The sequence below is a fragment of the Larsenimonas rhizosphaerae genome, assembly GCF_026240105.1.
In the GTDB taxonomy this organism is placed as follows: Bacteria; Pseudomonadota; Gammaproteobacteria; order Pseudomonadales; family Halomonadaceae; genus Larsenimonas; species Larsenimonas rhizosphaerae.
Map to the genome: position 1 here is coordinate 261,599 of NZ_JAPIVE010000004.1, position 26,849 is coordinate 288,447.

Consider the following 26,849-nt stretch of genomic DNA (forward strand, 5'->3'; position numbering starts at 1 on the left):
CAATGTCGCTTGCACGACCTCTTCTTTGTGCCGAAGCATTTTCTTTATCGATGGATGCCACGCATCTTAACGAGCAAAAAGAACGCTTGGAAAATGCTTTAGAAGTTCAAGACTGCTCTCTTGTTCTCGATACATCAAAATCACTCTTGGAGACGGTTTTTAAAACCATTCTCTCAGATAGGCTTGGCAATGCCAATCAAAGTCAAGACATGAACCCACTCTACAGAAGTGTTCGAGATTGTCTGCAATTAAACGACAATCCTGATGTTAATGAAAAGATTAAAATAATAACAAATTCGATGGTTCATAATATTTCTGAATTGAGGAATAGATACGGTGCTGCCTCGCATGGAGATGATGGTTATTATGTGAGCCCTATCACTCCAACTGATGCCAGTTTTGTTGCAGGCATAACTGACGCTTTTTGCTCATATCTATATAGAAGGCACAAAGAGTCATCAGACCCTAACCTATCGGCTAGGATTTATTATGATGACTATGAAGAATTCAATAACTGGCTGGATGGGCAGTTCTCTAGTTTTAGTTTGCTGTCTGGAGGGGAGGTTTCTTATAGCCGTTTAATGTTTGAGCATGATATAAAGGGATATCGTGCCTCTCTTCTTCAATATGTAAGTACTGAAGAAGATGATGAGGTAGAAAATAATGTTTAGAATCGATGCTTCTACCAACCGAATTAACCCTCTAGAAGTAAAAAGATTTACTGAACTTGGCTTCGGCGAGCGCAAGCACCTGCAGGAGTGGCTGGAAAACTGTCCGCAGGCACTGGCACAGGTAGATGGCGAGGAGCTCCTGATCATTCAAAAGGAGTTTGATGGCTTCGACGATACTCGTGAGCGTTTGGATCTTCTTGCTATCGACAAGAGTGGCAATCTGGTCATTATCGAAAACAAACTTGACGATAGCGGTCGGGACGTGGTCTGGCAGGCCCTGAAATATGCCAGCTACTGCGCCAATTTGAGCAAGTCCCAGGTCGTGGATATCTACCAGCGCTATCTCAATCAGAAAGCACAGGAAACCGATCAAACGCCAGCTAACGCGGTCGATAACCTGATCGAATTTCTAGAAGTCGATGGTTTGGAAGCGGCTCAAATCAATCGCATCAAGACGCAACGTCTTATTCTGGTTGCAGCGCGTTATCGCAAGGAAGTCACCAACACCGTGCTATGGCTGAGCCAGTTTGGTATCGCCTGCCAGTGTTTCAAGGTAACGCCTTACAAGGCCGGCAATGAGCTTTTCCTCAATATTGAGCAGATCATTCCGACGCCCGAATCGACCGATTTCATGATTGGCATGGTCGCCAAGGAGGATGAGGAGAAAAGCGCCGATACAGAGCAAAAGCATCGACACACCTTGCGTCTGGAATTTTGGGAAAAGGCGCTGGAAGAGTTCAGCAAAAGTGGTTGTGCCCTGTACAACAATATCAGTCCGATGAGAGATCACTGGCTTATTGCAGGCTCTGGTGTCAGCGGTATGCCCTATCAGTTAATTTTCGGGAAAAGTGAAATACGCGTTGGATTGAGTCTTCAGAATAGCCAGGCTGAAGCCAATACCTTTGTATTTGAAGGGCTCGAGGCACAGAGGGATACGATCGAGAAAAACTTTGGTGCTCCACTCATTTGGCTGCCTTTACCTGCCAAAAAAGCCTGTCGTCTTCAATACACCAAAGCCGTTGACGGATATGACAAGGCGAACTGGCCCGAGATGATCGAATGGATGGTGCACCACATGACGCGATTCGAAAATGCACTGCGTGACCCGCTAAGAAACATCAATCAACAGTTAAAACAGATCAGCTTCGAGCACTCCGAACTGCCATGACTTCATAAGATAGGCATTCGTGTCGATAAAAAAGAACCGGCGCGTACACAGTGAACTGTGAAGAGGCGCCGGGCGTATTATGGCGAAGTATAGCGATAGCATAAAACGAGTCAACGGGCGTTGGCGATTTAGCGGGTGGCAAGGGAGTAGGGATGACCGAAGATCAACTGGAGCAGCTGTGTCTCGAGTGGTTTGACGACACCGGCTGGGAAACCGCCCACGGGCCGGACATCGCCCGCGATGGCACTGCGCCGGAGCGCGAGGATTACCAGCAGGTGCTGCTGCGCGGTGATCTCGAAAAGGCCATTACTCGGCTCAACCCTCAGTTGCCGGAAGACGCCGTTCAGCAGGCCGTGGCACAGGTCAGCAAATCGCAAAGCCCCGATCTGGTGCTCAGTAACCGCGCCTTCCATCAGTGGCTACTCAACGGCGTGCTGGTGCAGTACAAGCGCGATGACGAGGTCATTTATGACCACGCCTTTCTGATCGATTTCGAGTGCCTCAAAACCAACCGCTTTCGCGCCATCAATCAGTTCACCATACAGGGCAGCAAACAGCCACGTCGCCCGGATATCGTTTGTTTTATCAACGGCCTGCCGCTGGCGGTGATCGAGTTGAAAAGCCCGAGCAGTGAAACCGCCGATATCACCGGCGCCTTCAATCAGCTGCAGACCTACAAGACGGAAATTCCTGACCTGTTCGTCACCAACGAAGCGCTGGTGATCAGCGATGGCTACACCGCGCGGGTAGGTTCGCTGACGGCGGATCAGGAGCGCTTCATGCCGTGGCGCACCATCAAGAATGAAGACGACAAGCCCCTGCTGGAGTGGCAGCTTGAAACCATGGTGCGCGGTTTCTTCGACCGGGCGCTGTTTCTGGATTATCTGCGCTACTTCGTGCTGTTCGAGACCGATGCCGAGCGAGTCATCAAGAAGATCGCCGGGTATCACCAGTTTCACGCCGTGCGTGAGGCGGTAAAAGCAACCGTCATTGCCTCCGAAGAGCTTACAGCGGGCGAGGATGAGAAGCGCGCGGCCTACGGCGATGAAGTTGAACCCGGCAGCAAGAAGGCCGGGGTGGTGTGGCACACCCAGGGCTCTGGAAAGAGCATCTCGATGGTCTGCTACGCAGGCAAACTGGTGCAGCAATCGGCGATGCACAACCCCACGCTGATCGTGGTGACCGATCGTATTGATCTCGATGGTCAACTATTCGGCACCTTCAGCAGCGCTCGCGATCTGCTCAAGCAGGACCCGGTACAGGCCGAGGGCCGCGAGAGCCTGCGACAGAAGCTCGCCGAGCGTGAGTCCGGCGGCATCCTCTTCACCACTGTTCAGAGATTTGCTTTGCTGGACGGAGAGAGCAGCCACCCAGTTCTTAATGACCGCCACAACATCGTAGTGATCTCGGACGAGGCCCACCGCAGCCAGTACGGTCTGAAAGCCACGCTCAAGCAGGATGGCACCTACCAGTTCGGTTTCGCCAAGCACATGCGCGATGCGCTACCCAACGCCTCGTTCATCGGCTTTACCGGCACGCCGATTGCCAGTGAAGACAAGGACACCCGCGCCGTCTTCGGCGATTACGTCTCGATCTACGACATTCAGGATGCCGTGGACGATGGCGCCACCGTGCCGATCTTCTACGAATCACGCCTGGCGCGGCTCGACATCAACCGAGACGAGATCAACCAGCTCTCCGAGCAGGTCGACGAGGTCATCGAGGACGAGGAAGATACCGGCACGCGGGAGCGCACCAAGGGTGAGTGGAGCCGCCTGGAAAAGTTGATGGGTACCGAACCTCGGCTACAACGGATCGCGGCGGATCTCGTCGAGCACTTCGAGACGCGCAACGAGACCATCGAGGGTAAGGCGATGATCGTCGCCATGAGCCGCAGCATCTGCGCGCAGCTTTATAACGAAATCGTCAAGCTCCGCCCTGACTGGCACGACGACGACCCGGAAAAGGGCGCGATCAAGGTCATCATGACCGGCTCGGCCGCCGACAGCCCGCTGCTGACGCCGCACATCTACAACAAGAAAACCAAGAAACGACTTGAGAAGCGCTTCAAGAACCCAACTGACCCGCTCAAGCTGGTGATCGTGCGCGATATGTGGCTGACCGGCTTCGACGCGCCATGCTGCCATACCATGTACGTCGACAAGCCCATGAAGGGCCATAACCTGATGCAGGCCATTGCCCGCGTGAACCGGGTGTTCAAGGACAAGCCCGGCGGGCTGGTGGTCGACTACATCGGCATTGCCAACGAGCTGAAAAATGCCCTCAAGGTCTACACCGACTCGCGCGGCAGGGGGCAGCCAACCTACAGCGCCGAGGAAGCCTTCGCGGTGTTGGAAGAGAAGCTCGATATCATTCACGGCATGTTTGCCAAGGGCGCCAACCGTGAAGGCTTCGACTATAGCGGCTTCGAAGAAGCACCGCACAAACTGCTACCGCCGGCAGCCAACTACATCCTCAGTCTGGACGATGGCAAAAAGCGCTTTCTCGATAGCGTACTGAAGCTTACCAAAGCGTATTCGTTGTGCAGCACGCTGGATGAAGCCAAGGCGCTGCACAAGGAGATCGCGTTTCTATCAGCGATCAAGGCGGCATTGGTCAAGCACACCAGTACAAATCGTTCGCTGAGTGAGGAACAGAAAAATTCCGCGCTCAAGCAGATCCTCGATAACGCCGTAGTGGCCGAGGACGTGACGGACGTGTTCGCGCTCTGCGGGCTCGACAAGCCCAATATCGGTCTGCTCTCCGATGAGTTTCTCGAAGACGTGCGCCAGATGCCGTATCGCAACCTGGCTGTCGAGCTTCTGGAAAAACTGCTCAAGGACGACATCAAGGCCAAAACGCGCACTAACGCCGTGCAGGAGAAAAAGTACTCGGATCGCTTGCAGGAGACGCTGCGCAAGTACAACAACCGCGGCATCGAAACGGCCCAGGTGATCGAAGAGCTGATCGCCATGGCCAAACAGTTCAAGGCCGATATGGAGCGCGACGAGGCGCTGGGCCTGAACCCCGACGAGATCGCGTTTTACGACGCCTTGATCACCAACGAAAGCGCCGTACGTGAGCTGGGCGATGATCGGTTGCGGGCGCTGGCGGTCGAGGTCACCAACAAGCTTCGTGGCTCAACCACGGTTGATTGGCAGGTCCGGGAAAGCGTACGCGCCAAGCTTAGGATTCTGGTGCGCCGGACGCTGCAGCGCTACAAGTACCCGCCGGATAAATCGCCGGACGTCATCGAGTTGATTCTCAGGCAGGCCGAGCTTTTGTCGAATAGCTGGACCAAGTGATGAGCATGACTGAAAAGGTGACTCACTATAGCCAGAACTACGATGAAGCCTTTGAACAGCTGCCTCACTACCAGGCTTATCCACGCATGCGCCCTTTCGTGGGGCGCCTTTACGGTCATCACAGTCCGAAAATTCTGTTGATTGCTGAAAGCCATTATCTGCCACCGGAAAGCTCGCTCCATCTGGATGCGCAGCACTGGTATGAAGGCACCGAGTCGAGTTTAAGCGACTCAGATAAGCCGGGCTGGATAAATACCCGTGGCATTCTCGATAAACCGAACGGTCAGTGGAAGGCAAAAGGCCACGAAATCTACCGGCGTCTGAACCGAGCGCTCGGGGAAGCGGGATATTCAGGAGGCGGTAATCTCTTCAGATACGTCGCGTTCATGAACGGGTTCCAACGCCCTGCGATAACCGGAGATAGCCTCAAGGTTCAAAAAAAGGATATAGACGTTGCCACTGAGACACTCAATGGCGTGATCGATATCATCAAGCCTGAGCTCGTGATCTTCGTTTCAAAAAAGGCAAGCCGGCACTTGGCCAAACGGATCAATATCAAATCAAGCAGCGTTCCCCATCCGGCATGCCCCTGGTGGTATCGAGCCTCAAAACGTGGCACCGGAAAAGCGCGCTTCCTTCACTGTATTTTAGACCCGCATCCCTATAGCCAGAATTAAGTTTTCGAGTCAGCCCCATCTCATAGCATTGAGTAATACGTTTTGCGATATTCGCCAAAGCCTGCTCTGGATCGAACTGGCTTGCTTTAGCCTCTGGACCATTTAACTCACTGTTCATCGAGAAAGAATACCGTCAATAGCATCAAGCCCCCTATTACATCCCTTCCACTTTTTTAGCCATTGGTCGCGGCACATCACCGAGTTGCCGATCTGTGCTAACGCCTTCGCGCCTCGATACGCACTATGAAACGTACCGCATTCGAACACGTATTCGTCGAGAGCAACGCAATGAATAACAATACCAAGATTGACTTCGTCTACCTCTCCGAGCAGGACATGATCCGCGCCGGCGTCACCGATATGGCGGCCTGTGTGGACACCATGGAAGAGATGTTTCGCCTGTTACACATCGGCGATTACCGCATGGCCGGGCCGAACAATGACTCCCACGGCGCGATGATCACGTTCCCGGAAGAATCCCCCTTCCCCACCATGCCGAAGCCAACCGCGGATCGTCGCATGATGGCGATGCCAGCCTACCTTGGCGGCAACTTCGGCACTTCCGGCGTGAAATGGTATGGCTCCAACATCGCCAACCGCGAGAAGGGCCTGCCCCGCTCGATTTTGATGTTCACGCTGACTGATCCGGATACCGCTGCGCCGCTGGCGTACATGTCGGCCAATCTGCTGTCGGCCTACCGTACCGGCGCGGTGCCGGGTGTTGGTGCCCGGCATCTGGCCCGCAGGGATTCGCGTGTCATCGGCCTTCTGGGCCCGGGAGTAATGGGCCGCACCAGCGTGGCGGCGTTCATCGAGACCTGCCCCGATATCAATACCATCAAGGTCAAGGGGCGCAGCGAGAAAAGCGTCAACGAGTTCATTGCCTGGGCGAAGGAGCACTACCCACAGGTCAGTACCCAGGTCGTCGACAGTGTGGAAATGGTGGTGCGCGATTCCGACATCGTGACCTATTGCGCCTCCGGTGAAGTCGGTAACCCTGACGACTATCCGATGGTCAGGCGCGAGTGGGTCAAGCCAGGGGCGTTTCTGGCGATGCCCGCCCCCTGCAACTTCGATGCCGGCATGGAAGCCCCCGATGTTCGCAAGGTGCTCGATGACACCGGCCTTTATGAAGCCTGGTACGAGGAAGTGCCCAAGCCCGCACATAACTGCATCCCGCTGATCGGCTTGAAGTTCATGGACATGATTCACGCCGGAATGCTCGAGGCTGGTGCACTGGAAGATCTGGGCGCGATTGTCTCCGGCGATAGCCCCGGCCGCAAAAACGACGATGAGATCATCATGATGTCGGTCGGCGGCATGCCGGTCGAGGATGTTGCCTGGGCAACGGTCATCTATCGCAGGGCCGTGGAACAGGGTATCGGCGTCAAGCTGAACCTGTGGGACGAACCCGCTCTGAAATAAGCCAGCAAGCCGCCTGTTTGCGGGTATCGGTACTACCGCCGGTATCCGCCCCTTTCATCGACTTCAATGCGAGCACTCCATCATGACCCTGATCACCAAAGTCAAAACCGGCTCCCCCTTCGAAAACCATGCCAGCTACTCCCGTGTGGTGGCCGTCGATAACTGGATCCTTGTGTCCAACACTGCCGGGCGTAACCCGGACACCAAGGAAATTCCCGATGACGTCGGCGAACAATTGAAGCAGGTGTTCGCCAACATCGAACGCGGCCTTGCTGCCGTCGACAGCAGCCTTGCCGATGTCGTTTCCGTGAAAATCTTCATCCAGAACCCGGCCGATACCGAAACCGTCATGGGCCTGTTCGGCGAGACCATGCGTGGCATCGACCCCGTCATCACCGTGACCTGCCCCCCCCTGGGCGCCGAAGTCTACAAGGTCGAGCTGGAAGTAACCGCCTATCGCGGCGCCAGCCGTGCCGACATCAATCTGATCGACACCTCGGCACGGTAGGACGACACTCGGCCCCTTGATTTGAATCAACGCGGTGTAACCGGACAGGCCATTACACCGCGTTGAATCACCGACCACCAGGACACGCTCATGGCACCGACAATCGCACCCGTCGAGACTTCTACCGACTTTCCTGCCTCGACCACCGTGGTCATCATCGGTGGCGGCATCATCGGCCTGACCGCCGCCCTGACCCTCGCCGAGCGAGGCATTCCGGTCGTCGTGCTGGAAAAGGGCCGGCTGGCCGGAGAGCAATCCTCCCGTAATCTGGGCTGGGTTCGAAAGACCAACCGCCATCACGAGGATGTACCGCTGGCGCTCGCCTCTGACAGGCTGTGGTCCACCATGGCCGAACGCACTGGCCACGATGTCGGCTACCGTCAAGCAGGCATCATGTTTCTATCGCGCACGGCCGATCAGCTTGCCGTGCACGAAGCCTGGCTCAAGTCAGTGACCGATCTATCTCTTGATTCGAAAATACTGAGCCCCCGCGAGATCGACGCCCAGGTGCCAGGGGGGCGCGGGGACTGGGCCGGTGCCATCTTCACGCCGTCCGACGGGCGCGCCGAACCGACGCTGGCCTCCAGCGCCATTGCCCGCGCGGCCATCGCCCACGGTGCGGTAATCATCGAGCATTGCGCGGTGCGCAACATTACTCGCTCCGGTGGCCGCGTCAGTGGGGTGGTGACCGAGCAAGGCGAGATCCGCTGTGATCAGGTGCTATTGGCTGGCGGCATGGGCTCACGGCGCTTTCTGGGCAACCTTGGCATTTCACTTCCGACGCTCCCGCTCGTCGTATCGGTATTCCGTACCGGCGCCATGGAAGGCCCTACCGATGTCGCCGTCGGTGGCCCGGATTTCTCGTTCAGAAAGCACAAGGATGGCGGTTTTATCGTCACTCAGCGCGGTGCACTGGATGCCCCGCTGACGCTGGATCATCTGCTGGTCGGTTCCAAATACCTGAATGCCCTGCGTACGCAGCGCGGGTTGCTTCGGGTCTCGCTGGGCAAGCATTTCTGGCGGGACCTCACACAGAAAAGGCGCTGGAAGAATGGGCAATCGCCGTTCGAGCGTACGTGCGCCCGCACCACGGACCCAGCGATCAACCAGGGGCTCAACGATGAAGCGTATCGCAACCTGTCGGCAGCCTGGCCAGTGTTCTCGAACATGACCGTGGAAGAATCCTGGGCGGGAATGATCGATATCACGCCGGATTCAAACCCGGTCATCGATGCCGTGCCGGGCGTGCCGGGGCTGACACTGGCCACCGGCTTCTCCGGCCATGGGTTCGGCACCTCTCCAGCGGCAGGCCAGCTCGCAGCCGACCTTGTCATGGATCATGAGCCGATCATCGATCCACGGCCCTATCGGTTCGGCCGATTTTAGGGGGCAGACGCGTGGGGGCGGCGGCTACGCCGCGCCCTGCCGGTTGGCCGACAGTGCACGGTCACGAGTGGCAGAGGGCAGCTCCTGAAACAGCCGCCGGTATTCCCGGCAGAAGTAGCTTTGATGGAAGAACCCCTGGCCGGCAGCCGCATCCGCCAGTCGCTGGGTGGGATCCTGAAGCAGGCTGCGCCGCACGGCATTGAGCCGAAGGGCGCGCAGATAGGTCACCGGCGACTGCCCCACCTCGGCCTGAAAGCTGTACTGAAGCGTACGCCGTGAAATCTTCAGCTGATCACAGAGGGCCATCAGTGACGGCGGGTCATCCGGGCGACTGTGGATCAGCGACTGGCAGTAATCAACGATGTAGCGCCGGGTCCGATAGTTGCTGGCATCCAGCTCGACGGTGAGCACATCACTGCCGAGCAACAGCTCGATGCTCTCCTCGAGCTGGCGCGTCAGGGAACGCTGCAACGCCATGGGCACTGGTTCATCGCGGAACCGGTGTCTCAGATAGTCGGTCATCCACTGCCACTGGCTGCGCACCTGATTCAGACACGCATGCGATACCTCAAGTTGACGTAGACGATGCTCATCGCGTGCCAGCCATTCATGACGGCCTCGGTCAACCGAGATCACCAGCAGATCGTAGCTGGATTGCGATACACCCCAGAACTGATCGCAGCTTGGCAGTACGGTCAACGTATCGGCTTTGAAATGATCATCCCTGGACCAGAGAAGGGGGGTTACCAGATGCCATTGCGATTCAGGAAAATGCATGCGTTGCGACAGCCCCAGATTGGCGCTTTCGCGAAACAACCGCACTTTCTCGCTCGAGATATCAACGATCTCTCCCGAGAACAGCCCGGCTTCTATCTGGCTGGATTCATGCTGCCATCCTTCAAGACGCTGTGCGTGTTCGGCAGCATCAAGGTAATGATGGAACGTGATTGTCATCAATGACTCCTTCGGGCGCATGGCACGTAATTTGCTTTATTGCCGTAAGCGCTCCGGTCGGACCATGGAAATGCTTGACCAATGGATGGTGGTGTCAGACCGTTTTTTTTCTTAGCGTCGACCAAACCATTAAATTATTAATGAAAATGGTGACCCAATGCCAACCACGAATGCAATTTCAATGTCGTTAGATGCCTGGCTTGGCGCTGTAAGGCAAACCTGTGGCCATTTTGATTGCATCACGGGCGACCGTCGAAGCTTTCAGGGCAGCATAGCGAACCGCTCCAACGGCGGTATCGATATTGCCAATATCGTCACGAATGTCGAAAAGATTACCAGCAGCAGTGCCCAGCGGCGCAATGAAGATCGCCATTGTTTTCTGGTGGTGCAGAAACAGGGGCACGCCACACTGATACAGAACAGTACCCACATTACCCTGCGTCCGGGCGAAATGGCACTGATGGATTCCATCAGTGCCTGGGATATCGTTCCCCACGGGCTGATCGAGCATGACTCCCTGCATCTTTCGCGCAGCGATGTAGTCAGGCGCTTCGGTAACATGACCATTCCCTTCATGAAGGTCACGGGCGACTGTGCCAGCAGCCAGATCCTGCAACTGGTGGTCAACCGGATGGTTACCGAAGCACTGCCCTCGACCGATGAACGCGAGCGCGGTATCTCGGACTCCCTGGTCGCGCTGCTGCCGGCGATCCATCAGCACCAGGCCCTCACGCCATCGTTTCTGGACGAAGCCGATGGCACGCTGTTTACCTGCGTACAGCAATTCATCGACCAGCATCTGCATGAAGAGGACATCGGCCCGGAGCGGCTGGCAAGCGTCTTCCATATGTCGGTGCGTCAGCTCTATCGCCTGTTCGAACAGCACGAGGAAACGGTATGTCGTTATGTTCAACGCCGGCGGCTGGCACGCTGTGCCGAGGAACTGGCCAGCCCTACGTTGATGAAGCGCTCGATCACTCAGATCGCCTACAAATGGGGCTTTACCGATTCGGCGCACTTCAGCCGCTCTTTCAAGCGTGAGTTCGCAAGTTCGCCACGGGAATATCGTCGCTCGCGCCTGGAGTACGCGGCCTGACGCATATACGCGGCAATACCGCACACGACATCGATGGCTCACGCACGCAAACGCCCATGACAGTACAGGCCATCGGCGCGACATGATTAAAGGCAGTACCTGAGCGCAGGATTCGAAAAAGGCATCGGTAATTGTGCCAGCCCCGTGCCGATCAGGGATAAACGCCAGCGGGCAGAAGCGATGGTGCCGACCCGGCAGAGCCGGGTCGACGGTGCGCTCAGTAGGCGATACAGATCGACTTGAGTTCGGTATAGGCGTTGACCGCTTCCGGACCGAATTCCTTGCCGATGCCTGACATCTTGACCCCACCAAACGGCATGGCCGGATCGAGCGTCACGTGGGTGTTGACCCAGACGATTCCGGCCTCGATGCGTGGCGTCATTGTCATGGCCCTGGACAGACTCTCGGTCCAGAGGCTGGCTCCCAGACCGTACTCGCTGTCGTTGACCATGCGCAGGGCCTCTTCCTCATCATCGAAGGGGATTACGGTCAGTACCGGCCCGAAGACCTCTTCGCGAGCGATTTCCATGTCGTGGGTCGCACCGCTGATCACCGTGGGCGAGATATAAAAGCCTTCGGCCGGCACCTTGTTGCCGACATGCACGTTGGCGCCATGATCACGCGCACGGTCAATATAGCCCTGCACGCTTACCTGCTGACGTTTGGATACCAGCGGGTTGACCTGTGCCTCGGGGTCGATGCCCGGGCCTGCCTGCATGGTATCGACGGCCCTGGCCAACTGTTCGCAGAAGCGGTCATGCAGACTTGAGTGAACATAGAAGCGCGATGCCGCCGCGCAGACCTGTCCCTGATTGAACAGCCCGCCCATCAATGCGCCATTGACCGCCTTTTCAAGGTCGGCATCTTCAAGCACCAGCATCGGGTTCTTGCCACCGAGTTCCAGCGAAAAGCGCGCCATGTGCTCGACCGCAGCGTGACCGATCTGCTTGCCGATTTCAGTACTGCCGGTGAAGGTTACCTTTCTGACGTCCGGATGCTCGGACAGCCGTGTTCCGACCGTTGCCCCCGAGCCCAGCACCACGTTGAATACGCCTTTGGGCACACCGGCCTCGGCCGCAAGCTCGGCCAGCCGCAGCACGCTGAGCGGTGTTTCGGTGGCCGGCTTCAATACGACCGTACAGCCCGCCGCCAGCGCCGGAACCACTTTCCAAAGCGCGATCATCATCGGAAAGTTCCATGGAACAATCGCCGCCACGACACCGACAGGCTGGCGAAGCGTGTAGGTGGTGAACTTCGCCGCTTCGGGCATGCCGATGGACACTTCGCGTGTACTGCCTTCAATCTTGGTGGTCCAGCCGGCCATGTAGCGAATGAAATCGACCGAGAAGCCGACATCGACACCGCGTGAGATATTGATCGATTTGCCCTGGTTGAGGGTCTCGATCCGGGCAAGCTCTTCGCCGTTCTGCTCGAGAAGATCAGCAAAACGCAACAGGATCCGTTCGCGTGCCGCCGGTGTCATGCTGCTCCAGCGACCGTCGTCAAAGCTTTGTTTGGTCAGCGCAACGGCTCGATCGGCAAGTGCCACATCGCCCTCGGCTACTTGCGTCAGCGGCTTGCCGGTGGAGGGATCGATGACGTCGCGCGGCGAGCCCTCGCTGACAAAGGCACCATCGATGAACGAGCCTGTCGCCCGCTTGAAAAAGTCCTGTACGGCCTGTGATGCTGTGTCCTGACTCATGAATGATCTCCTGAGCATGCGAGGTGTCGAAGGGTGCAGCCGCAGGACGGCGCTCGACACGTAAAAGGGGGACTGATCATCAGGCTAATGCGCCATGCATCTGACAGCTTGCCTGAGGCTGCCAGACACATGACTTTTTCTGCCGGAGTCTAGAAGTTGAACCCGACCAGCAGCTGGGTGTAGTAGTTCACGTCACTGTCGCCCAGCTGGGAACCACCATTCGAGGCCGATTTATCCGGATCAAAGCGGCCCACCAGCGGCGACACCCACCAGTGATCGTTGATCGCCCAGGTACCATAGAGGTCGATTTCGTTGCCATCGAAGTTGGGACCCTGATTGGCATCGAGGGTGTCGAACCGGTATGCAAGCATTCCAAGGCTGAGCCGTTCGGTCGGGGTGACCGACAGCGTGACCTGATGCACACGCGCATTGGTCGCGAACGGGCCGGCGTAGTTGGCCGCCACCTCGCCCTGGAACCAGGTACCGAGTGCCCGGCCATTGCCGTAGAACAACGGATCGTAGCCCTCCGAGAATCGGCTGAAGCGATAGCTCACATAGGGTGACCAGGCCATATCGCTGAAGGTCCAGCCCGTCTCCAGATACCACGCGTTTTCGTTATCACCATTGCCCTTTTCCTGGAAGGCGTACTGTCCGGACAGAAACAGGTTGTCGACACCGGCATTGCCGTGACCATAGACGCTGTAGACCCGGGTATCATCGCGATCAGGATAGAGGAAGGCGTAGTCGCTGTCGGTCGTGAGCACCTTGAGGTAGGTCGCCCCGAGGGTGGCCTCATCGGTCACATGCTCGAGCGTGCCCACCGCCATTTCAGGCTTGGCCTGGCCCGGGTTACCCGACTGGATCCACATCAGATCCCCCCGCCAGCCCGCATCGCCACCGAGTCTGACCACGGCGGTTCGCTCGAACGACTGCCGCGCGGCCAGATAATATGCACCGCCCCGGTCCAGATCACCGTCAAGTATCCCGTCGCCGAAATTGAGCGAATCGCCGGAGATCAGAAACCCATCGCCGACCTGAATGCGCTGGCGCCCTACCGACACATCAAGGCCATCAGGACCAAGCGCCGGAATCAGGTTGCCGGATTTCCAGCCAACGGCCAGATCCTCGAGATGGGTCCGGCGCTCATCGCCAGTGGTAAATCCAGCGGCATCTCCCTGTCCCCAGGTGCCACTGGAGGTCCAGGCCACGTTGGCATAGAGCGACCCGGCCGTGGGCGACAACGCATGCGTGAGATCAATGCCGTACTTGATGAACCCTTCCTGCCAGTCGCGACCTCCCGCTTCGGCGGTCGAGGTCTGGGAATAGCCCTTCTGGCTGTGAAAGGCCCCGGCCACCCCGGAGACGTTCAGATTGATTTTGGTCCTGGCGGTGTCGTAAATCTCGAGTGCCGAGGCATTTCCGGACAAGGCAAGCGAAATGACCGTGCCTGCAGCGAGCGCAGGCAGCACGGGGCGGTAGCGTGAAATAGTCATGAAGCAGTATTCCCTTTGTTGTTGCAATGCATGGAAGTGGCAATGCTTTTTGTTGCGGGGAGTGTCGCTGCGATACTTATCGTTGTAGTACTTCTGGTGCGAGTGGCCTCAAGCGTCAAAGGCACATCCCCGTTTGACAGGCTAGCGAGACTGGCTGCGCGACTCTTGTCTGCTCCTGACAAAAACCTGCCTCAAGTTGCCACAATGCACACTCCAGACGTGTCCGGGAAAGGTGGATCTTCGATGACCGCAACGACGCATCCAACGCTGAAAGCAACGGCGCATTTGCGGTTTTCTTCATTAACCCTCACGCATCAGGTACTCATTCAGCTGCTACCCAAGCCATGCCAGTGACAGTGCCGGCACGAATACCACCACCGCGATACGCACCATATCCGCTCCCAGAAACGGCACGATGCCTCGGCTGACCGTGCCGAGTGAGGTGTTGCGGCTGTATTTCTGCACAATGAACAGGTTCATTCCCATCGGTGGCGTAATCAGACCGATCTCCACCACCATCAAGGCCACGATCCCGAACCAGATCGCTTTTTCCGGCCCGGTCAGACCGAACAGATCGAGCTGCATGATGATCGGAAAGAAAATGGGAATGGTCAGCAGGATCATGGACAGGGAGTCCATGACACAGCCCAGCACCAGGTAGATCAAAAGGATCAGCAGCAGCACCGTCAACGGTGCCAGGCCGCTGCCGCTGGCCCAGTCTGCCAGCTCGAAGGGCAGCTGACTCAGGGCCAGGCCACTGTTGAGCAAATCAGCCCCGATCACGACCAGGTAAATCATCGCCGTGGCTTCCGCAGTGCCCAGCAGGCTCCTGTAAAGCCCGTCGCCCCGCATTCCTCCGCGCCATGCCGCATAGACACCGCAGGCTGCCGCACCGATGGACGCCGCCTCGGTCAGGTTGGCCCAGCCACCATACAGCCCGAAAATGACGACGCCGAAGATAAGCAGTACCGGAGCAATTTCGCGCAGGCTGGTCAGGCGCTCGGCCCAGGAATGCTTCGGGGCACGCTCGACATCGCGCATGGTTTTCATCGCCATGATACGAATCACGACAAAATAGCCCAGCACCGCGACAATACCTGGCAGGATGGCGGCCATGAACAGTTTGGCAATCGACACCTGGGTCAGCACCGCATACACGATCAGGGGCACCGATGGCGGAATCAGTATGCCCAGCGTGCCCGCGGCAGCCACCGTGCCTGTAGCCAGCCGCTTTCCGTAGTGATGCCGCTCAAGCTCGGGCAGCGCTACCTGGCTCATGGTCGTGGCGGTGGCCAGAGAGGAGCCACAGATAGCCCCGAAACCGGCGCAGGCCCCGGCCGCCGACATGGCCAGCCCGCCACGCCAGTGGCCGATCCAGGTCGCACTGGCACGAAACAGCGCCCGGGACAGCCCGCCATGAATGGCAAACTGCCCCATGAGCACAAACAGGGGGATGACCGCGAGGTCGTAACTCGAAAAACGCGTATACACCAGATTATTGATGGTAAACAGCAGCGCCGAGGTATCACCTTCATTGACCAGGAGATAGCACACCATGCCGGCCACCAGCATGCCCACGCCGACGTGCAGGCGAAGGCCGAGCAATAGCAACAGGACACCCAGCGCCAGACCGCCTATATCGAGACCGCTCATCATGCTGTTTCCTCCAGCTCAGGCAGGGGTCGTGTCAGATGACGGGCCGCCTGAGACAGCGCGCATAGCCCCATCAGGGCAAGGCCTGGCAACATGGCCGCCTGAGGTATCCACAGGGGCACGCCCAGCAGGGTGCTTTGAGAGGCATAGGCATGGCTGTCGAGCATCATCAGTGCCGTACGCCACAGCAGCACCATACTGACGACGCCCAGCATCAGGTGCGAAAACACCATTAATCCGCGATTGATGCATGAAGGAAACAGGGACGCCAGGATATCGACACGAATGTGGTGATCATTGATCTCGCACAGTGGCAGAAAGCACGCCACCGCCACGGCCACCAGCATCTGCAGCACTTCGATATCGCCCGGCACCGGCATGGCCCACAGCTTCCTGCCCACCAGCGAGACCAGCGACAACCCGATGGCACACAGCAGCAGTCCACCACCCATCAGCGCCAGACCGATGGCGCCCCGTCGCAATAGTGCATGCATGACAGCCTTCCCTTGTTAACCGACATGAAACGAATGTGGCCCTGGGGTCACTTCAACTCCGGGGCCTGTTCAGCAACAATGCCCTGCAAGCCGGTAATCAGGGCGGGGCGATCGATTCCGCCTTCTGTCGAATTCGCCCACCGATCGACAATCGGCTGTGTCGCCTGGCGCATGGCGTCATGAGCCGCATCATCCAGGGTAACAAGTGTCTGGGTCGGATCGCTGGCCACGGTCTGCCGGGCCTCGGCGATGGCCTTGTCCCAGGCCACGCCAGCGCGCTGAGACAGGGCCGCGCCACTCAACGCGTCCAGCACCTGTTTCTGTTCGTCAGGCAGCCGGTCATATCGACGCTTGTTCATGAGAAGCGCCAGCACCGTGATCGTGGGCGAGGTCTGATCGGCTCGCGTGTCGCTATGAAACCGTGTCACTTCGTCCAGCTTGGCAGGCAATACCACTTCCCAACTGAGTGCAGCACCATCGATGACGCCTTTTGACAGGGTATCGGCGATCTGTGCCGGTGGCATGCTGACCGGTGCGCCCCCCAGCGCATCAATCACCTGTGATGCCATACGGGTAGACGCCCGCATTCGCAGCCCCTTCATGTCACCGGCACCACGAATGGGTGTATTACGGGTATGAAACGCGGTGCCACCATCGGTATGTACCGCCAGCACCTTGTACTCCTTGAAATCGTCCTGGGCGTAACGCTGAGTGAACTCCCAGATGATCCTGTTGGCGGTCACCCCGCCGGCCGGCAGCATGAACGGCAGCTCCAGCGTCTCGCTTCGCGGAAACCGTCCGGCGGAATACCCCAGCGCGGTCCAGGCAATATCCACCACGCCATTACGTGCCATGTCCGCCAGCTGAGCCGGTGTCCCTCCCAGCTGCATCGATGGGTAAATCTGACAGCGAAGCTCGTCTTCGGAACGCGTCTTCAACTCCGCACACCACGGCTCCAGTACATTTTTCTGGATATTGGATACGGAAGGCAGAAAGTGCGCGATACGAAGGGTCGTGGCAGCCTGCGCCGACGAACTGAATACGGCCAGTAAAGCGCCCAGTGACAGGCAGGTACCCAGCAGGGTTCTTGTCAACATTCCCATGGCTTTTTCCTTTTTATGTAGACCACGTCACAAGCACACTAGCATTTCATTAACAAATTAATAATTAAGTCTTTAGAATAAGAATCCCCTGAATGAACGACCGAATGCCATGGCAACGGCCCCGCCACCAGCGCAGCCATGGCGGGGCACACACACAATAAACAATGAAGAAGAAAGCCCCTGGCTGCTTATGCCGGCTCCCGGTGGAACCTCGCCAGGAGCCGACCGATACGGTGTACCAGAGGACAGATGGCTAGCGCGTCAGGATGGGATTGAAAAAGGCCGCCAGCTCGTCAATGGCGGTCAGGGGAAGAACATTGGCCACGTACTGATCCGGGCGGGCCACGACCAGCGCACCGGCGCGGTCGATGCCACGCACATCGAAGATATCCTCGTCGGGCGTCACGCCGTAGACGTTTTCAAGGTCCACCAGCTGGAACGGGCCGACCTCGGGCGTGAACACGCTCGGTACTTCGCCGATCGCGATATCCTCGTGCCGCTGCTGATAGATCACCTTGACGTCAAACCAGTCAACCCACGCGCCACCCGACAGCACCGCCTTGAGCGGTGAGTCGCTCGCATGGGTCAACCATTCGGCCAGCCGCCGGGTGGTCGAGTCGGCCTCGGCGGTGGCGGCATCGGCGAACACGTAAAGACGCCAGCGCCCATCGGCTCGGGCCTGATGCCCGAGCTGCAGCGGATTACCGTCACAGACCCGCGAGACCCTTGCCGACTTGAAGCGCTTGCCGATGGGAAAGCCGGTCGCGAGCGCCTGATGATCGTCTGCATGGGTGATCAGCGACGGCGCATACTCGGTCATGAAACCGGCCGGAAACTCGATGGTGCGGGTGTAGAACTCTTCCAGCTCGCTGGGATCCTCGAACTCCTCCGGGCGCCTGGCCATCATCGTCGACCACTGCCTGTCGAAATCGATCAGGTTTTTGGCAACCACCTGACGCTCGGCGGAGTAGGTCGAAAGCAGACTCGCCGGGCTGCAACCGGACAGCACGTAGGCCAGCTTCCATCCCAGATTGAAGCCATCCTGCATCGAGACGTTCATGCCCTGGCCGGCCTTGGCGCTGTGGGTATGACAGGCATCGCCGGTGATGAATACTCGTGGCAGCCGCCCGGAGTCCGGATTATCAACGTCATCGAAGCGGTCCGTCAGTCGATGACCGACCTCATAGACGCTGTGCCAGGCCACGTTTCGCACATCAAGTGTGTAGGGCGTGAGAATCTCGTTGGCCCTGGCAATGATCTGCTCGATCGGCGTGTTGCGGACGGCACTGCTGCCATCGGCCGGCACTTCGCCAAGATCGACGTACATTCGAAACAGATGCCCCCCCTCACGCGGGATCAACAGAATGCTGCCGCCGGAATGGGACTGAATGGCACATTTGGTACGGATATCCGGGAAGTCGGTGCGCGCCAGTACGTCCATCACACCCCAGGCATGGTTGGCCTGATCGCCGGCAAGGGTGCACCCGATGGCGCTTCGCACGCCGCTTCGCGCCCCGTCACAGCCGACCACATATTTGGCCCGTACCGTACGTTCCCGACCTTCATCCGGCCCGGCCACATGCCTGAGCGAGACCCTGACCGGGTAATCGCCCTGCTCCTCGACCTCAAGTCCCTTGAACTCGATACCAAAATCCGGGCGGATGCGGGCCGGCCCGTTGGCGGCGGATTCAGCCAGATAATCGAGCACCCGCGCCTGGTTGACGATCAGATGCGGAAACTCACTGATGCCCTCCGGGTCATCCGGGGTACGTGCCGTGCGAATGATGTGCTCGGGCTGTTTCGGATCCGGTTTCCAGAATGCCATTTCAGTAATGCGATACGCCTCGGCCGTGATTCGGTCGGCGAAGCCGAACGCCTGGAAGGTTTCAACGCTTCGGGCCTGAATGCCATCGGCATGGCCGATTTCGAGCCGGCCCGCCCGGCGCTCGATGATACGGGTACGAATGTGGGGGAACTGAGCCAGCTGCGCCGCCATGATCATGCCGGCAGGGCCGGTACCGACGATCAGAACATCGACGTCATCGGGCAAAACCTCGGGACGATCCAGCCCTTCGCCGGATGCAGGCTGAACACGGGGATCACCGGACACGTAGCCATAATGGTGAAATTGCATGGTCTTCTCCTCATTGAACCTGTTGGCTCCGGACGGCATGCATGGCGGCACCTCCGTGAGCGCACCCCCGGTAACACGCCGCATCCGCAGCCCTTATACGGTTCATGCTGAACACCCCCTGCCACGATGAGGATGTGTTTTACATCCTCATGATTGTACTTTTCATAAATACACGCCCTACCTTGGTCGGCCCGGCCACCACGCCTCCTCTCCGCTCGTTAATCTATGAATGACTCGGGGGCGCCCATGCTCTCTGGAGGGCACAAGGGCGCTCCTTCGGCCATGAAGGAAGGGTATGGCCTGCTCCTGGCCAACGCATTTCATGTAGATCGAAATGAGTAGAAACACCCCCTTGACACAGCAGCCCCATAAACTCATTAATATATTAACGATCAAGACGTACTACGGTCGGCCACATCTGCTGCAGGCATCAAAGGAGAAAGACGTGCCCCACTTGCATATCGAATATTCACCTCACCTCGAACAGCGCGTTGACGTACGTGAGGTTTGCCTGGCCGCCCATCGGGTGATGACGGACTCCGACCTCTTTCCGCTCGCCGGCATTCGCATCCGCGCCTTTGCCGCCGAGCACTGCATCGTGGCCGACGACCACCCGGACAATGACTTTCTGGCCATGACCCTGAGTGTGGGCAGCGGCCGGACCCAGGCCGACCTCAAGGCCGCCGGTGACCGACTGTTCGCCGCCGTGCAGAGCGTGCTTGCCACGCCGCTTTCCACTCCGCACTTCGCCCTTTCGCTCGAGATCCGCGAGATCGATGCCGCGCTGAGCTGGAAGGACACACCGATCCACTCCCGACTGTCCAAGCAGTGAGCCACTACTTCCTCTGGAGAATTCTCGATGAGCCAACTGGACGACAACATCGCCCGCGCACAGGGCTACATGAAGCGCTTTCGCGATCAGGGCGTTTTGAACCATATCAACGGCGAGTCGGTACCGGCCGACTCCGGCAAGACATTTGAAACGCTGTCGCCAATCGACCTCACCGCGCTGGCCGACGTCGCTCACGGTGGCGCCAGCGACATCGACCGTGCCGTCAGGGCCGCGGAGCAGGCATTCAAGACCTGGAGCAGAACCCCGGGCAAGGAGCGCCGCGCGATCCTGATCAAGGTGGCCGAAGCGATCGAGGCCCGCGCCGAAGAAATCGCCTTTACCGAATGCATGGACACCGGCCAGTCACTGCGCTTCATGTCGAAGGCCGCCATTCGAGGCGCCGCCAACTTCCGCTTCTTCGCCGACCGCGCCCCACAGGCCGAGGATGGACTGTCGCTTCGAAACGATACGCAGATGAACGTGACCTCCAAACGTCCGCTGGGCCCGGTCGGGGTCATCACGCCATGGAACACGCCGTTCATGCTCTCGACCTGGAAGATCGCCCCGGCGCTGGCCTCGGGCTGCACCGTGGTGCACAAACCGGCCGAATTCTCGCCGATGACCGCCAAGCTTCTGGTCGAGATCGCCGAGGACGCCGGCCTCCCGAAAGGGGTGTTGAACCTGGTCAACGGGATGGGTGAAGACGCCGGCAAGGCGCTGACCGAGCACCCCGGCATCAAGGCCATCGCCTTCGTCGGTGAAAGCCGCACCGGCCAGCTGATCATGGCTCAGGCCGCGCCAACGCTGAAGCGCTTTCACTTCGAACTCGGCGGCAAGAATCCGGTCATCGTGTTCGACGACGCCGATATCGACCGCGCCGTCAACGCCGCCACCTTCATGATCTACTCCCTCAATGGTGAGCGCTGCACGTCCTCCTCGCGCCTGCTGGTGCAGGAAAGCATCTACGAAGAAGTCACGCGGCGCGTGGCGGAGGTCGCCAACGGCGTGAAGGTCGGTCATCCGCTGGACCCGGAGACCGTGGTTGGGCCGCTGATTCACCCCGAGCACGAAGAAAAGGTGCTGTCGTACTTCGACAAGGCGCGTGAAGAGGGGGCCACCATCGCCGCCGGTGGCGAGAAGGTTGGCCAGGAAGGCTGTTTCATCCGTCCGACGCTCTTTACCAACGCTACCAATGACATGACGGTTGCCCAGGAAGAGATCTTCGGCCCGGTTCTTACTGCCATTTCATTCAAGGATGAAGACGAGGCACTGCGTCTGGCCAATGACACGCAGTATGGCCTTGCCGCGTACCTCTGGACCAACGATCTCGACCGCGCCATGCGTCTGACCGACGAGCTGGAAGCGGGCATGATCTGGGTCAACTCCGAAAACGTCCGTCACCTGGAGTCGCCGTTCGGCGGCGTCAAGGCATCAGGCATTGGCCGCGATGGCGGTGACTGGTCGTTCGATTTCTACATGGAGACCGTCAACGTCTCCTTCCCACGCAAGGCCCATCAGGTGCCGAAACTCGGATGATGCCATTGTCGCGAGGCCGCATGACCGCCTCGCCTTTCAAACATCCGTGAGCCGAAAAAAGGAGTCTCTTCATGCCTATTCCAACACCGAATCTTTACCCTGCATTCAACATCATTCGCCTGAGCCACGTCGTGTTCGGCGTCAGCGATCTGGCCCGGAGCCGTCACTTCTACGTTGATACCCTGGGCCTTCAGGTCACCGATGAGGACGACAGCCGCATCTACCTGCGCGCGATGGAAGAGCGCGGTCACCACTGCATCGTGCTCGAAAAAAGCGACCGCGCGGTGGTGAAATCGCTCTCGCTCAAGGTCTTTGATGAGCAGGAACTCGACAAGGCCCATGACTGGTTCAAGGACAGGGGCCACCCGGTCGAGTGGGTCGAACGCCCTTACCAGGGCCGCACACTACGCACCACCGACTGCTTTGATGTACCGATCGAGCTGTACTTCAAGATGGACCGGCTCTCGCCCATTCATCAGCAGTACGCGCTCTACAAGGGTGTCAAACCGCTGCGCATCGATCACTTCAATCTGTTTTCTCCGAACGTGGACACGTCTGTCGACTTTTACAACCAGATCGGCTTTCGCGTGACCGAGTACACCGAGGATGAAGAAAGCGGAAAGCTATGGGCAGCATGGACGCACCGCAAGGGCGGCGTGCATGACATGGCCTTCACCAATGGCCGTGGCCCGCGGCTGCACCACACCGCGTTCTGGGTCCCGACGCCGCTCAACATCATCGATCTGTGTGACCTGATGGCCACCACCGGTTACGTCGACAACATCGAGCGCGGCCCGGGCCGCCACGGCATCTCCAACGCCTTCTTCCTCTACATCCTCGACCCGGACGGTCACCGCATCGAGATCTATTGCTCGGATTACCAGACCGTCGACCCGGATCTGGAAGCGATCAAGTGGGATCTGAAAGACCCTCAGCGTCAGACGCTCTGGGGCGCTCCGGCACCGCGCTCCTGGTTCGAGCACGGCTCCGAGTTCGAAAACCTCGAACCGGTGGATTCCCAGCTCAACGCCACGCCCATCGTCGCCCCATGATTCAAAGGGCCCGAGCACGCTCGGGCCATCAGGAGACACGCCATGAATAATGCCCTTCCCCCGCGCCTCGCGGCCTTTCGTGCCAATGGCGCTGATCGCTACGGCGTCGTTACCGACGCGGGTATTGTCGATCTGACACCGGAATTCGGCCCCCGCTTCAAGGGCCTCAAGGAAGTCATCGAGGCCGGTGCCATCGACGAACTGCTGAGCGCTGCCGATGGCCGCAGCCCGAGTTACCGTGAAGATGACGTCACCTTTCTGATCCCGGTCGCCAATCCCGAGAAGATGATCTGTGTCGGCGTCAATTTCCCGTCGCGCAACGAAGAATACAAGGACGGTCAGGCAGCGCCGAGCAAGCCATCGCTGTTCATTCGCTTCCCCGGAAGCTTCGTCGGCCACAACGAGAACCTGGTGCGCCCGCCGGAAAGCGAGCAGCTCGACTACGAAGGCGAGGTCACCATCGTGATTGGCAAGGGCGGCCGCCGGATTGCGCGCGAGAAGGCCTATGAGCACATCGCGGCGCTGACGCTGTGCAACGAGGGCACCATTCGCGACTGGGTTCGCCACGCCAAGTTCAACGTCACCCAGGGCAAGAACTTCGACGCCACCGGTGCCATCGGCCCGTGGCTCGTGCCGTTCAGGCGCGCGGAGCAACTCGATGACATCGAACTGACGACCCGCGTCAACGGTGAAGTGCGCCAGAATGATCGCACCTCACGGATGATGTTCGATTTTCGTTATATCGTGAATTACGTATCGACCTTCACCACCCTGGTGCCGGGCGACGTGATCGTGTGCGGCACACCCACAGGCGCCGGTGCCCGCTTCGATCCGCCGATCTGGCTCAAGCCGGGTGATGTGATCGAGGTCGAGGCCGACGGTATCGGCAGGCTGGTCAATGGCGTGGAGGACGAACGACATGGCACTGAGTGACACCCAGGTTGCCGAGGCGGCCGAGGCGCTGCTGACCGCAGAAGCCACCCGCGAGCAGATCGGACTGCTGTCCCGACGCTACCCGAACATGACGCTGGACGATGCCTACGCGATCCAGACCGCCCAGATGACGCGCAAGACGCGGGATCACGCCATTCTCGGCTGGAAGATCGGGCTGACCTCCAAGGTCATGCAGGACGCCCTCGGCATCACCACGCCCGACAGCGGCGTACTCTATGATTACATGCGCCATGACACCGGCGCCGTCATTCCCAGGGGCCATTTCATCGCGCCCCGCGTTGAAGCGGAGATCGCCTTTGTGATGAAGGCACCGCTTGAAGGTGACGTGACGCGCGAGGACGTATTGGCCGCGACCGAGTACGTGACGCCGGCCCTCGAAATCCTCGATACCCGCATCGTGCGAAAGGACGAGGAGACCGGCCAGACCCGCGTGATCGTCGATACCGTGTCCGATAACGCCGCCAATGCCGGCATCGTGCTGGGTGCCGAGCGCCACGATCCAGGCGCGCTCGATCTGCGCTGGGTCGGCTCGATCGTCAAGCACAATGGCGACGTGGTCGCGACGGGGCTTGGCGCCGGGGTCCTGGATGACCCGGTCACCGGCCTTGTGTGGCTGGCGCGGCGGATGGCGACGTACGGCCAGCGCATCGAGGCCGGTCAGGTCATCCTGTCAGGCTCGTTCATCGGTCCGATCGAATGCCCCTCGGGCAGCCGAATCGATGCCGACTATGGCGCGTTCGGCAGCGTATCGCTGACGTTCGACTGAACGACAGGCCGGTTACCGGTGGCCCGGCTGATCGCGACGGTAACCCGAGGGGGTGGTGGCTGCATGACGTGCAAAGAATCGACAGAAATAGCCCGGGTCCTGAAACCCGAGCCGGTAACCGATCTCATTGACACTCATGCGGGTAAAGGTCAGAAGCCGCCGCGCTTCCTGCATCACGCGGTCGTGCACCACACGCTTGCTGGGCACCCCGGCGATGCGGCGGCAGACGCTGTTGAGCCGGGCCTCGGTCACATTCAGCGCATGGGCATACTCCGACAGCGTCCAGTGCGCGGTGTAGCGAGCCTCGATCTCCAGATTGAAGCGGTGAAACAGCGACAGCTCGTCGTGCCGTACACTCTGTGCCGGCAGCGAATTGGCCGAGAGCCGAAACAGGCTCACGAAGATCAGCCGGGTAAGCGCTGTCAGCGCGCCCTCTCGCCCGGGTCGGTCGGCCTCGAACTCAAGATGCAGCTCGTCGAACAGCCGCTCGATGCGGTTGACGTCAAGCCGCGCCTCATCGCTCACCCGGCCGGTCGCCACGCATACCGGTGCTACCGCCGAGGCATCGCCCAGCTCGGGCAGCTCATCGAGCAGCGACCACACCAGCTGCTGACGCACGGTCAGCACGTGACCATCACTGCCCTCCTCGGTCGTGAAGGAGTGCGGCACGGTCGGTGGGGTCAGAAAGAACATCGGGCCCTGCTGGTGAAACTGCCGCTCGTCCAGATAGACCCGCACCATGCCACGCTTGACGTAGTGAACCTGAAAGAAGCGGTCATGATGATGCACCGGCATATTACGCCCATAGAACTCCGCCATGCGGCCCAGTGCGTCGTAATGCACGGTGGCATCGGCGTACCGCTGGTCATACTCCTGACCGATCGTGATGTTGGGAATGGGCTCCAGCGCCATGGCATTACTCCTGGGTTCGCGCGGGGCTATCGCTCGACAAGCCTCTATCTTAACCACCGACAGGCGCAGCGCTCCATGGCCTCGCCGGGACGTCGACACGCTGACGAATCAATCTTCATACCCCGTCGACGGCGGCAGCCCCGTCGAGGGTATATACACCGGTCACACGTTCGCCCGGATCAACGCCGTATTTCCACACGATAACGCACGAGGAACGCCTTATGGACATGCCCATCAACACCTTCAAGCAGGCCCTTGGCCGCAGGGAAGCCCAGATCGGCCTCTGGCTCGGACTCGCCAACGGCTACTGCGCCGAGCTTGCCGCCAATGCCGGCTTCGACTGGCTTCTGATCGATGGCGAACACGCCCCGAACGACCTGCGTACCATCCTCGAACAACTTCAGGCCATGGCACCCTATCCGGCGCAGCCGGTCGCCCGGCCCCCAGCAGGCGACGCCGCAACGATCAAACAGTATCTGGACCTTGGCGTGCAGACCCTGCTGGTCCCGATGGTCGATACCGCCGAACAGGCCCGCGAGCTGGTCCGCGCCACTCGCTATCCGCCAGACGGCATTCGCGGCGTCGGTAGCGCCCTGGCTCGCGCTTCGCGCTGGAACTCGATTCCGGATTACCTCGCCCACGCCGATGACCAGATCTGCCTGCTGGTGCAGATCGAAACCCGCCAGGGGCTTGAAAACCTCGATGAGATCGCCGGCGTCGACGGGGTCGATGGGGTTTTCATCGGCCCGGCGGATTTAAGCGCCTCACTCGGTCATCGCGGTAATCCGGGCCACAAGGCCGTGCAATCGGCCATCGAAGAGGGCCTCACCCGAATTCAAACGGCCGGCAAGGCCGCCGGGATCCTGTCGGCAGACAAGGCACTGGCCCGACGCTATCTCGAGCTTGGCGCCACCTTCGTGGCTGTGGGCGTGGATACCAGCCTGCTGATGGGCGCACTGACAGCACGGGCCGGCGAGTTCAAGGGCAACGACAGCGCCGCCCCGTCAACGTCCTCGGTCTACTGACTC

Annotated in this window: 22 protein-coding genes; 14 read left to right on the forward strand and 8 right to left on the reverse strand. The window is 59.1% G+C overall.

The window, feature by feature from the left end; translation table 11 throughout:
- Nucleotides 1-2 precede the first annotated feature (2 nt).
- From OQ287_RS13885 to OQ287_RS13915, 7 genes are all read left to right on the forward strand, one after another.
- Nucleotides 3-671: an abortive infection family protein gene (locus tag OQ287_RS13885; protein WP_265896837.1), complete on the forward strand. Its 669-nt coding sequence runs from the start codon at nucleotides 3-5 to the stop codon at nucleotides 669-671.
- The gene (locus OQ287_RS13890; RefSeq protein WP_265896838.1) at nucleotides 664-1,839 is read left to right on the forward strand and encodes a DUF4268 domain-containing protein; all 1,176 of its coding nucleotides are present in this window, start codon (nucleotides 664-666) and stop codon (nucleotides 1,837-1,839) included. Before OQ287_RS13885 ends, OQ287_RS13890 begins: the two co-directional genes overlap by 8 nt.
- Nucleotides 1,840-1,991: 152 nt before the next feature.
- A complete protein-coding gene (locus OQ287_RS13895) occupies nucleotides 1,992-5,144 on the forward strand; it encodes a type I restriction endonuclease subunit R (protein ID WP_265896839.1) in 3,153 nt (1,050 codons plus the stop codon).
- Nucleotides 5,144-5,821 (forward strand): uracil-DNA glycosylase family protein, encoded by a 678-nt coding sequence (locus tag OQ287_RS13900; RefSeq protein WP_265896840.1) that lies wholly within the window; start codon nucleotides 5,144-5,146, stop codon nucleotides 5,819-5,821. The genes OQ287_RS13895 and OQ287_RS13900 overlap by 1 nt, the downstream gene beginning before the upstream one ends.
- A gap of 288 nt (nucleotides 5,822-6,109) precedes the next feature.
- Entirely contained in the window at nucleotides 6,110-7,246 is a 1,137-nt protein-coding gene (locus OQ287_RS13905) for a tyramine oxidase subunit B (RefSeq protein ID WP_265896841.1), read from the forward strand.
- Nucleotides 7,247-7,328: 82 nt separating this feature from the next.
- Entirely contained in the window at nucleotides 7,329-7,754 is a 426-nt protein-coding gene (locus OQ287_RS13910) for a Rid family hydrolase (protein WP_250938258.1), read from the forward strand.
- A 90-nt stretch (nucleotides 7,755-7,844) separates the two neighbouring features.
- The gene (locus OQ287_RS13915) at nucleotides 7,845-9,140 is read left to right on the forward strand and encodes an NAD(P)/FAD-dependent oxidoreductase (protein WP_265896842.1); all 1,296 of its coding nucleotides are present in this window, start codon (nucleotides 7,845-7,847) and stop codon (nucleotides 9,138-9,140) included.
- 24 nt (nucleotides 9,141-9,164) lie between these two features.
- Here the strand turns inward: OQ287_RS13915 and OQ287_RS13920 are convergent, their stop codons facing one another.
- Entirely contained in the window at nucleotides 9,165-10,094 is a 930-nt protein-coding gene (locus OQ287_RS13920) for a helix-turn-helix domain-containing protein (protein WP_265896843.1), read from the reverse strand.
- 157 nt (nucleotides 10,095-10,251) lie between these two features.
- On the opposite strand from OQ287_RS13920, the gene feaR reads away from it, so the two are divergent.
- Entirely contained in the window at nucleotides 10,252-11,190 is a 939-nt protein-coding gene (gene feaR, locus OQ287_RS13925; RefSeq protein ID WP_265896844.1) for a transcriptional regulator FeaR, read from the forward strand.
- A gap of 217 nt (nucleotides 11,191-11,407) precedes the next feature.
- Here the strand turns inward: feaR and OQ287_RS13930 are convergent, their stop codons facing one another.
- The 6 genes from OQ287_RS13930 to OQ287_RS13955 form a co-directional block, all read right to left on the reverse strand.
- Nucleotides 11,408-12,892 (reverse strand): aldehyde dehydrogenase family protein, encoded by a 1,485-nt coding sequence (locus OQ287_RS13930; RefSeq protein ID WP_265896845.1) that lies wholly within the window; start codon nucleotides 12,890-12,892, stop codon nucleotides 11,408-11,410.
- Nucleotides 12,893-13,041: 149 nt separating this feature from the next.
- Nucleotides 13,042-14,385: an alginate export family protein gene (locus OQ287_RS13935; RefSeq protein ID WP_250938248.1), complete on the reverse strand. Its 1,344-nt coding sequence runs from the start codon at nucleotides 14,383-14,385 to the stop codon at nucleotides 13,042-13,044.
- A 333-nt stretch (nucleotides 14,386-14,718) separates the two neighbouring features.
- The gene (locus OQ287_RS13940; RefSeq protein ID WP_265896846.1) at nucleotides 14,719-16,041 is read right to left on the reverse strand and encodes a TRAP transporter large permease; all 1,323 of its coding nucleotides are present in this window, start codon (nucleotides 16,039-16,041) and stop codon (nucleotides 14,719-14,721) included.
- A complete protein-coding gene (locus tag OQ287_RS13945) occupies nucleotides 16,038-16,532 on the reverse strand; it encodes a TRAP transporter small permease (RefSeq protein ID WP_265896847.1) in 495 nt (164 codons plus the stop codon). The genes OQ287_RS13940 and OQ287_RS13945 overlap by 4 nt, the downstream gene beginning before the upstream one ends.
- Before the next feature lie 47 nt (nucleotides 16,533-16,579).
- The gene (locus OQ287_RS13950; RefSeq protein ID WP_265896848.1) at nucleotides 16,580-17,635 is read right to left on the reverse strand and encodes a TRAP transporter substrate-binding protein; all 1,056 of its coding nucleotides are present in this window, start codon (nucleotides 17,633-17,635) and stop codon (nucleotides 16,580-16,582) included.
- 253 nt (nucleotides 17,636-17,888) lie between these two features.
- Nucleotides 17,889-19,769: an FAD-binding monooxygenase gene (locus tag OQ287_RS13955; protein WP_265896849.1), complete on the reverse strand. Its 1,881-nt coding sequence runs from the start codon at nucleotides 19,767-19,769 to the stop codon at nucleotides 17,889-17,891.
- 445 nt (nucleotides 19,770-20,214) lie between these two features.
- Here OQ287_RS13955 and OQ287_RS13960 point away from each other — a divergent pair, with 445 nt between their 5' ends.
- From OQ287_RS13960 to OQ287_RS13980, 5 genes are all read left to right on the forward strand, one after another.
- Complete coding sequence (locus tag OQ287_RS13960) at nucleotides 20,215-20,601, forward strand: 5-carboxymethyl-2-hydroxymuconate Delta-isomerase (protein WP_265896850.1); 387 nt, start codon at nucleotides 20,215-20,217, stop codon at nucleotides 20,599-20,601.
- A gap of 27 nt (nucleotides 20,602-20,628) precedes the next feature.
- On the forward strand, nucleotides 20,629-22,137 hold the full coding sequence (hpaE, locus tag OQ287_RS13965) for a 5-carboxymethyl-2-hydroxymuconate semialdehyde dehydrogenase (RefSeq protein ID WP_250938236.1): 1,509 nt from the start codon (nucleotides 20,629-20,631) through the stop codon (nucleotides 22,135-22,137).
- Between the two features lie 71 nt (nucleotides 22,138-22,208).
- A complete protein-coding gene (gene hpaD, locus OQ287_RS13970; RefSeq protein ID WP_250938234.1) occupies nucleotides 22,209-23,189 on the forward strand; it encodes a 3,4-dihydroxyphenylacetate 2,3-dioxygenase in 981 nt (326 codons plus the stop codon).
- A 42-nt stretch (nucleotides 23,190-23,231) separates the two neighbouring features.
- Entirely contained in the window at nucleotides 23,232-24,122 is an 891-nt protein-coding gene (locus OQ287_RS13975; protein ID WP_250938232.1) for a fumarylacetoacetate hydrolase family protein, read from the forward strand.
- Nucleotides 24,109-24,909, forward strand: a complete 801-nt coding sequence (locus tag OQ287_RS13980) for an FAA hydrolase family protein (protein WP_265896851.1) — start codon at nucleotides 24,109-24,111, stop codon at nucleotides 24,907-24,909. Before OQ287_RS13975 ends, OQ287_RS13980 begins: the two co-directional genes overlap by 14 nt.
- Nucleotides 24,910-24,921: 12 nt before the next feature.
- Here the strand turns inward: OQ287_RS13980 and hpaA are convergent, their stop codons facing one another.
- Nucleotides 24,922-25,821 carry a 4-hydroxyphenylacetate catabolism regulatory protein HpaA gene (gene hpaA, locus OQ287_RS13985; RefSeq protein ID WP_250938228.1) on the reverse strand — a complete coding sequence of 300 codons (900 nt, stop codon included), beginning with the start codon at nucleotides 25,819-25,821 and terminating at the stop codon, nucleotides 24,922-24,924.
- A 221-nt stretch (nucleotides 25,822-26,042) separates the two neighbouring features.
- Here hpaA and hpaI point away from each other — a divergent pair, with 221 nt between their 5' ends.
- Nucleotides 26,043-26,846, forward strand: coding sequence for a 4-hydroxy-2-oxoheptanedioate aldolase (hpaI, locus tag OQ287_RS13990; RefSeq protein WP_250938227.1), 804 nt, complete (start codon nucleotides 26,043-26,045; stop codon nucleotides 26,844-26,846).
- Nucleotides 26,847-26,849: the final 3 nt, after the last annotated feature.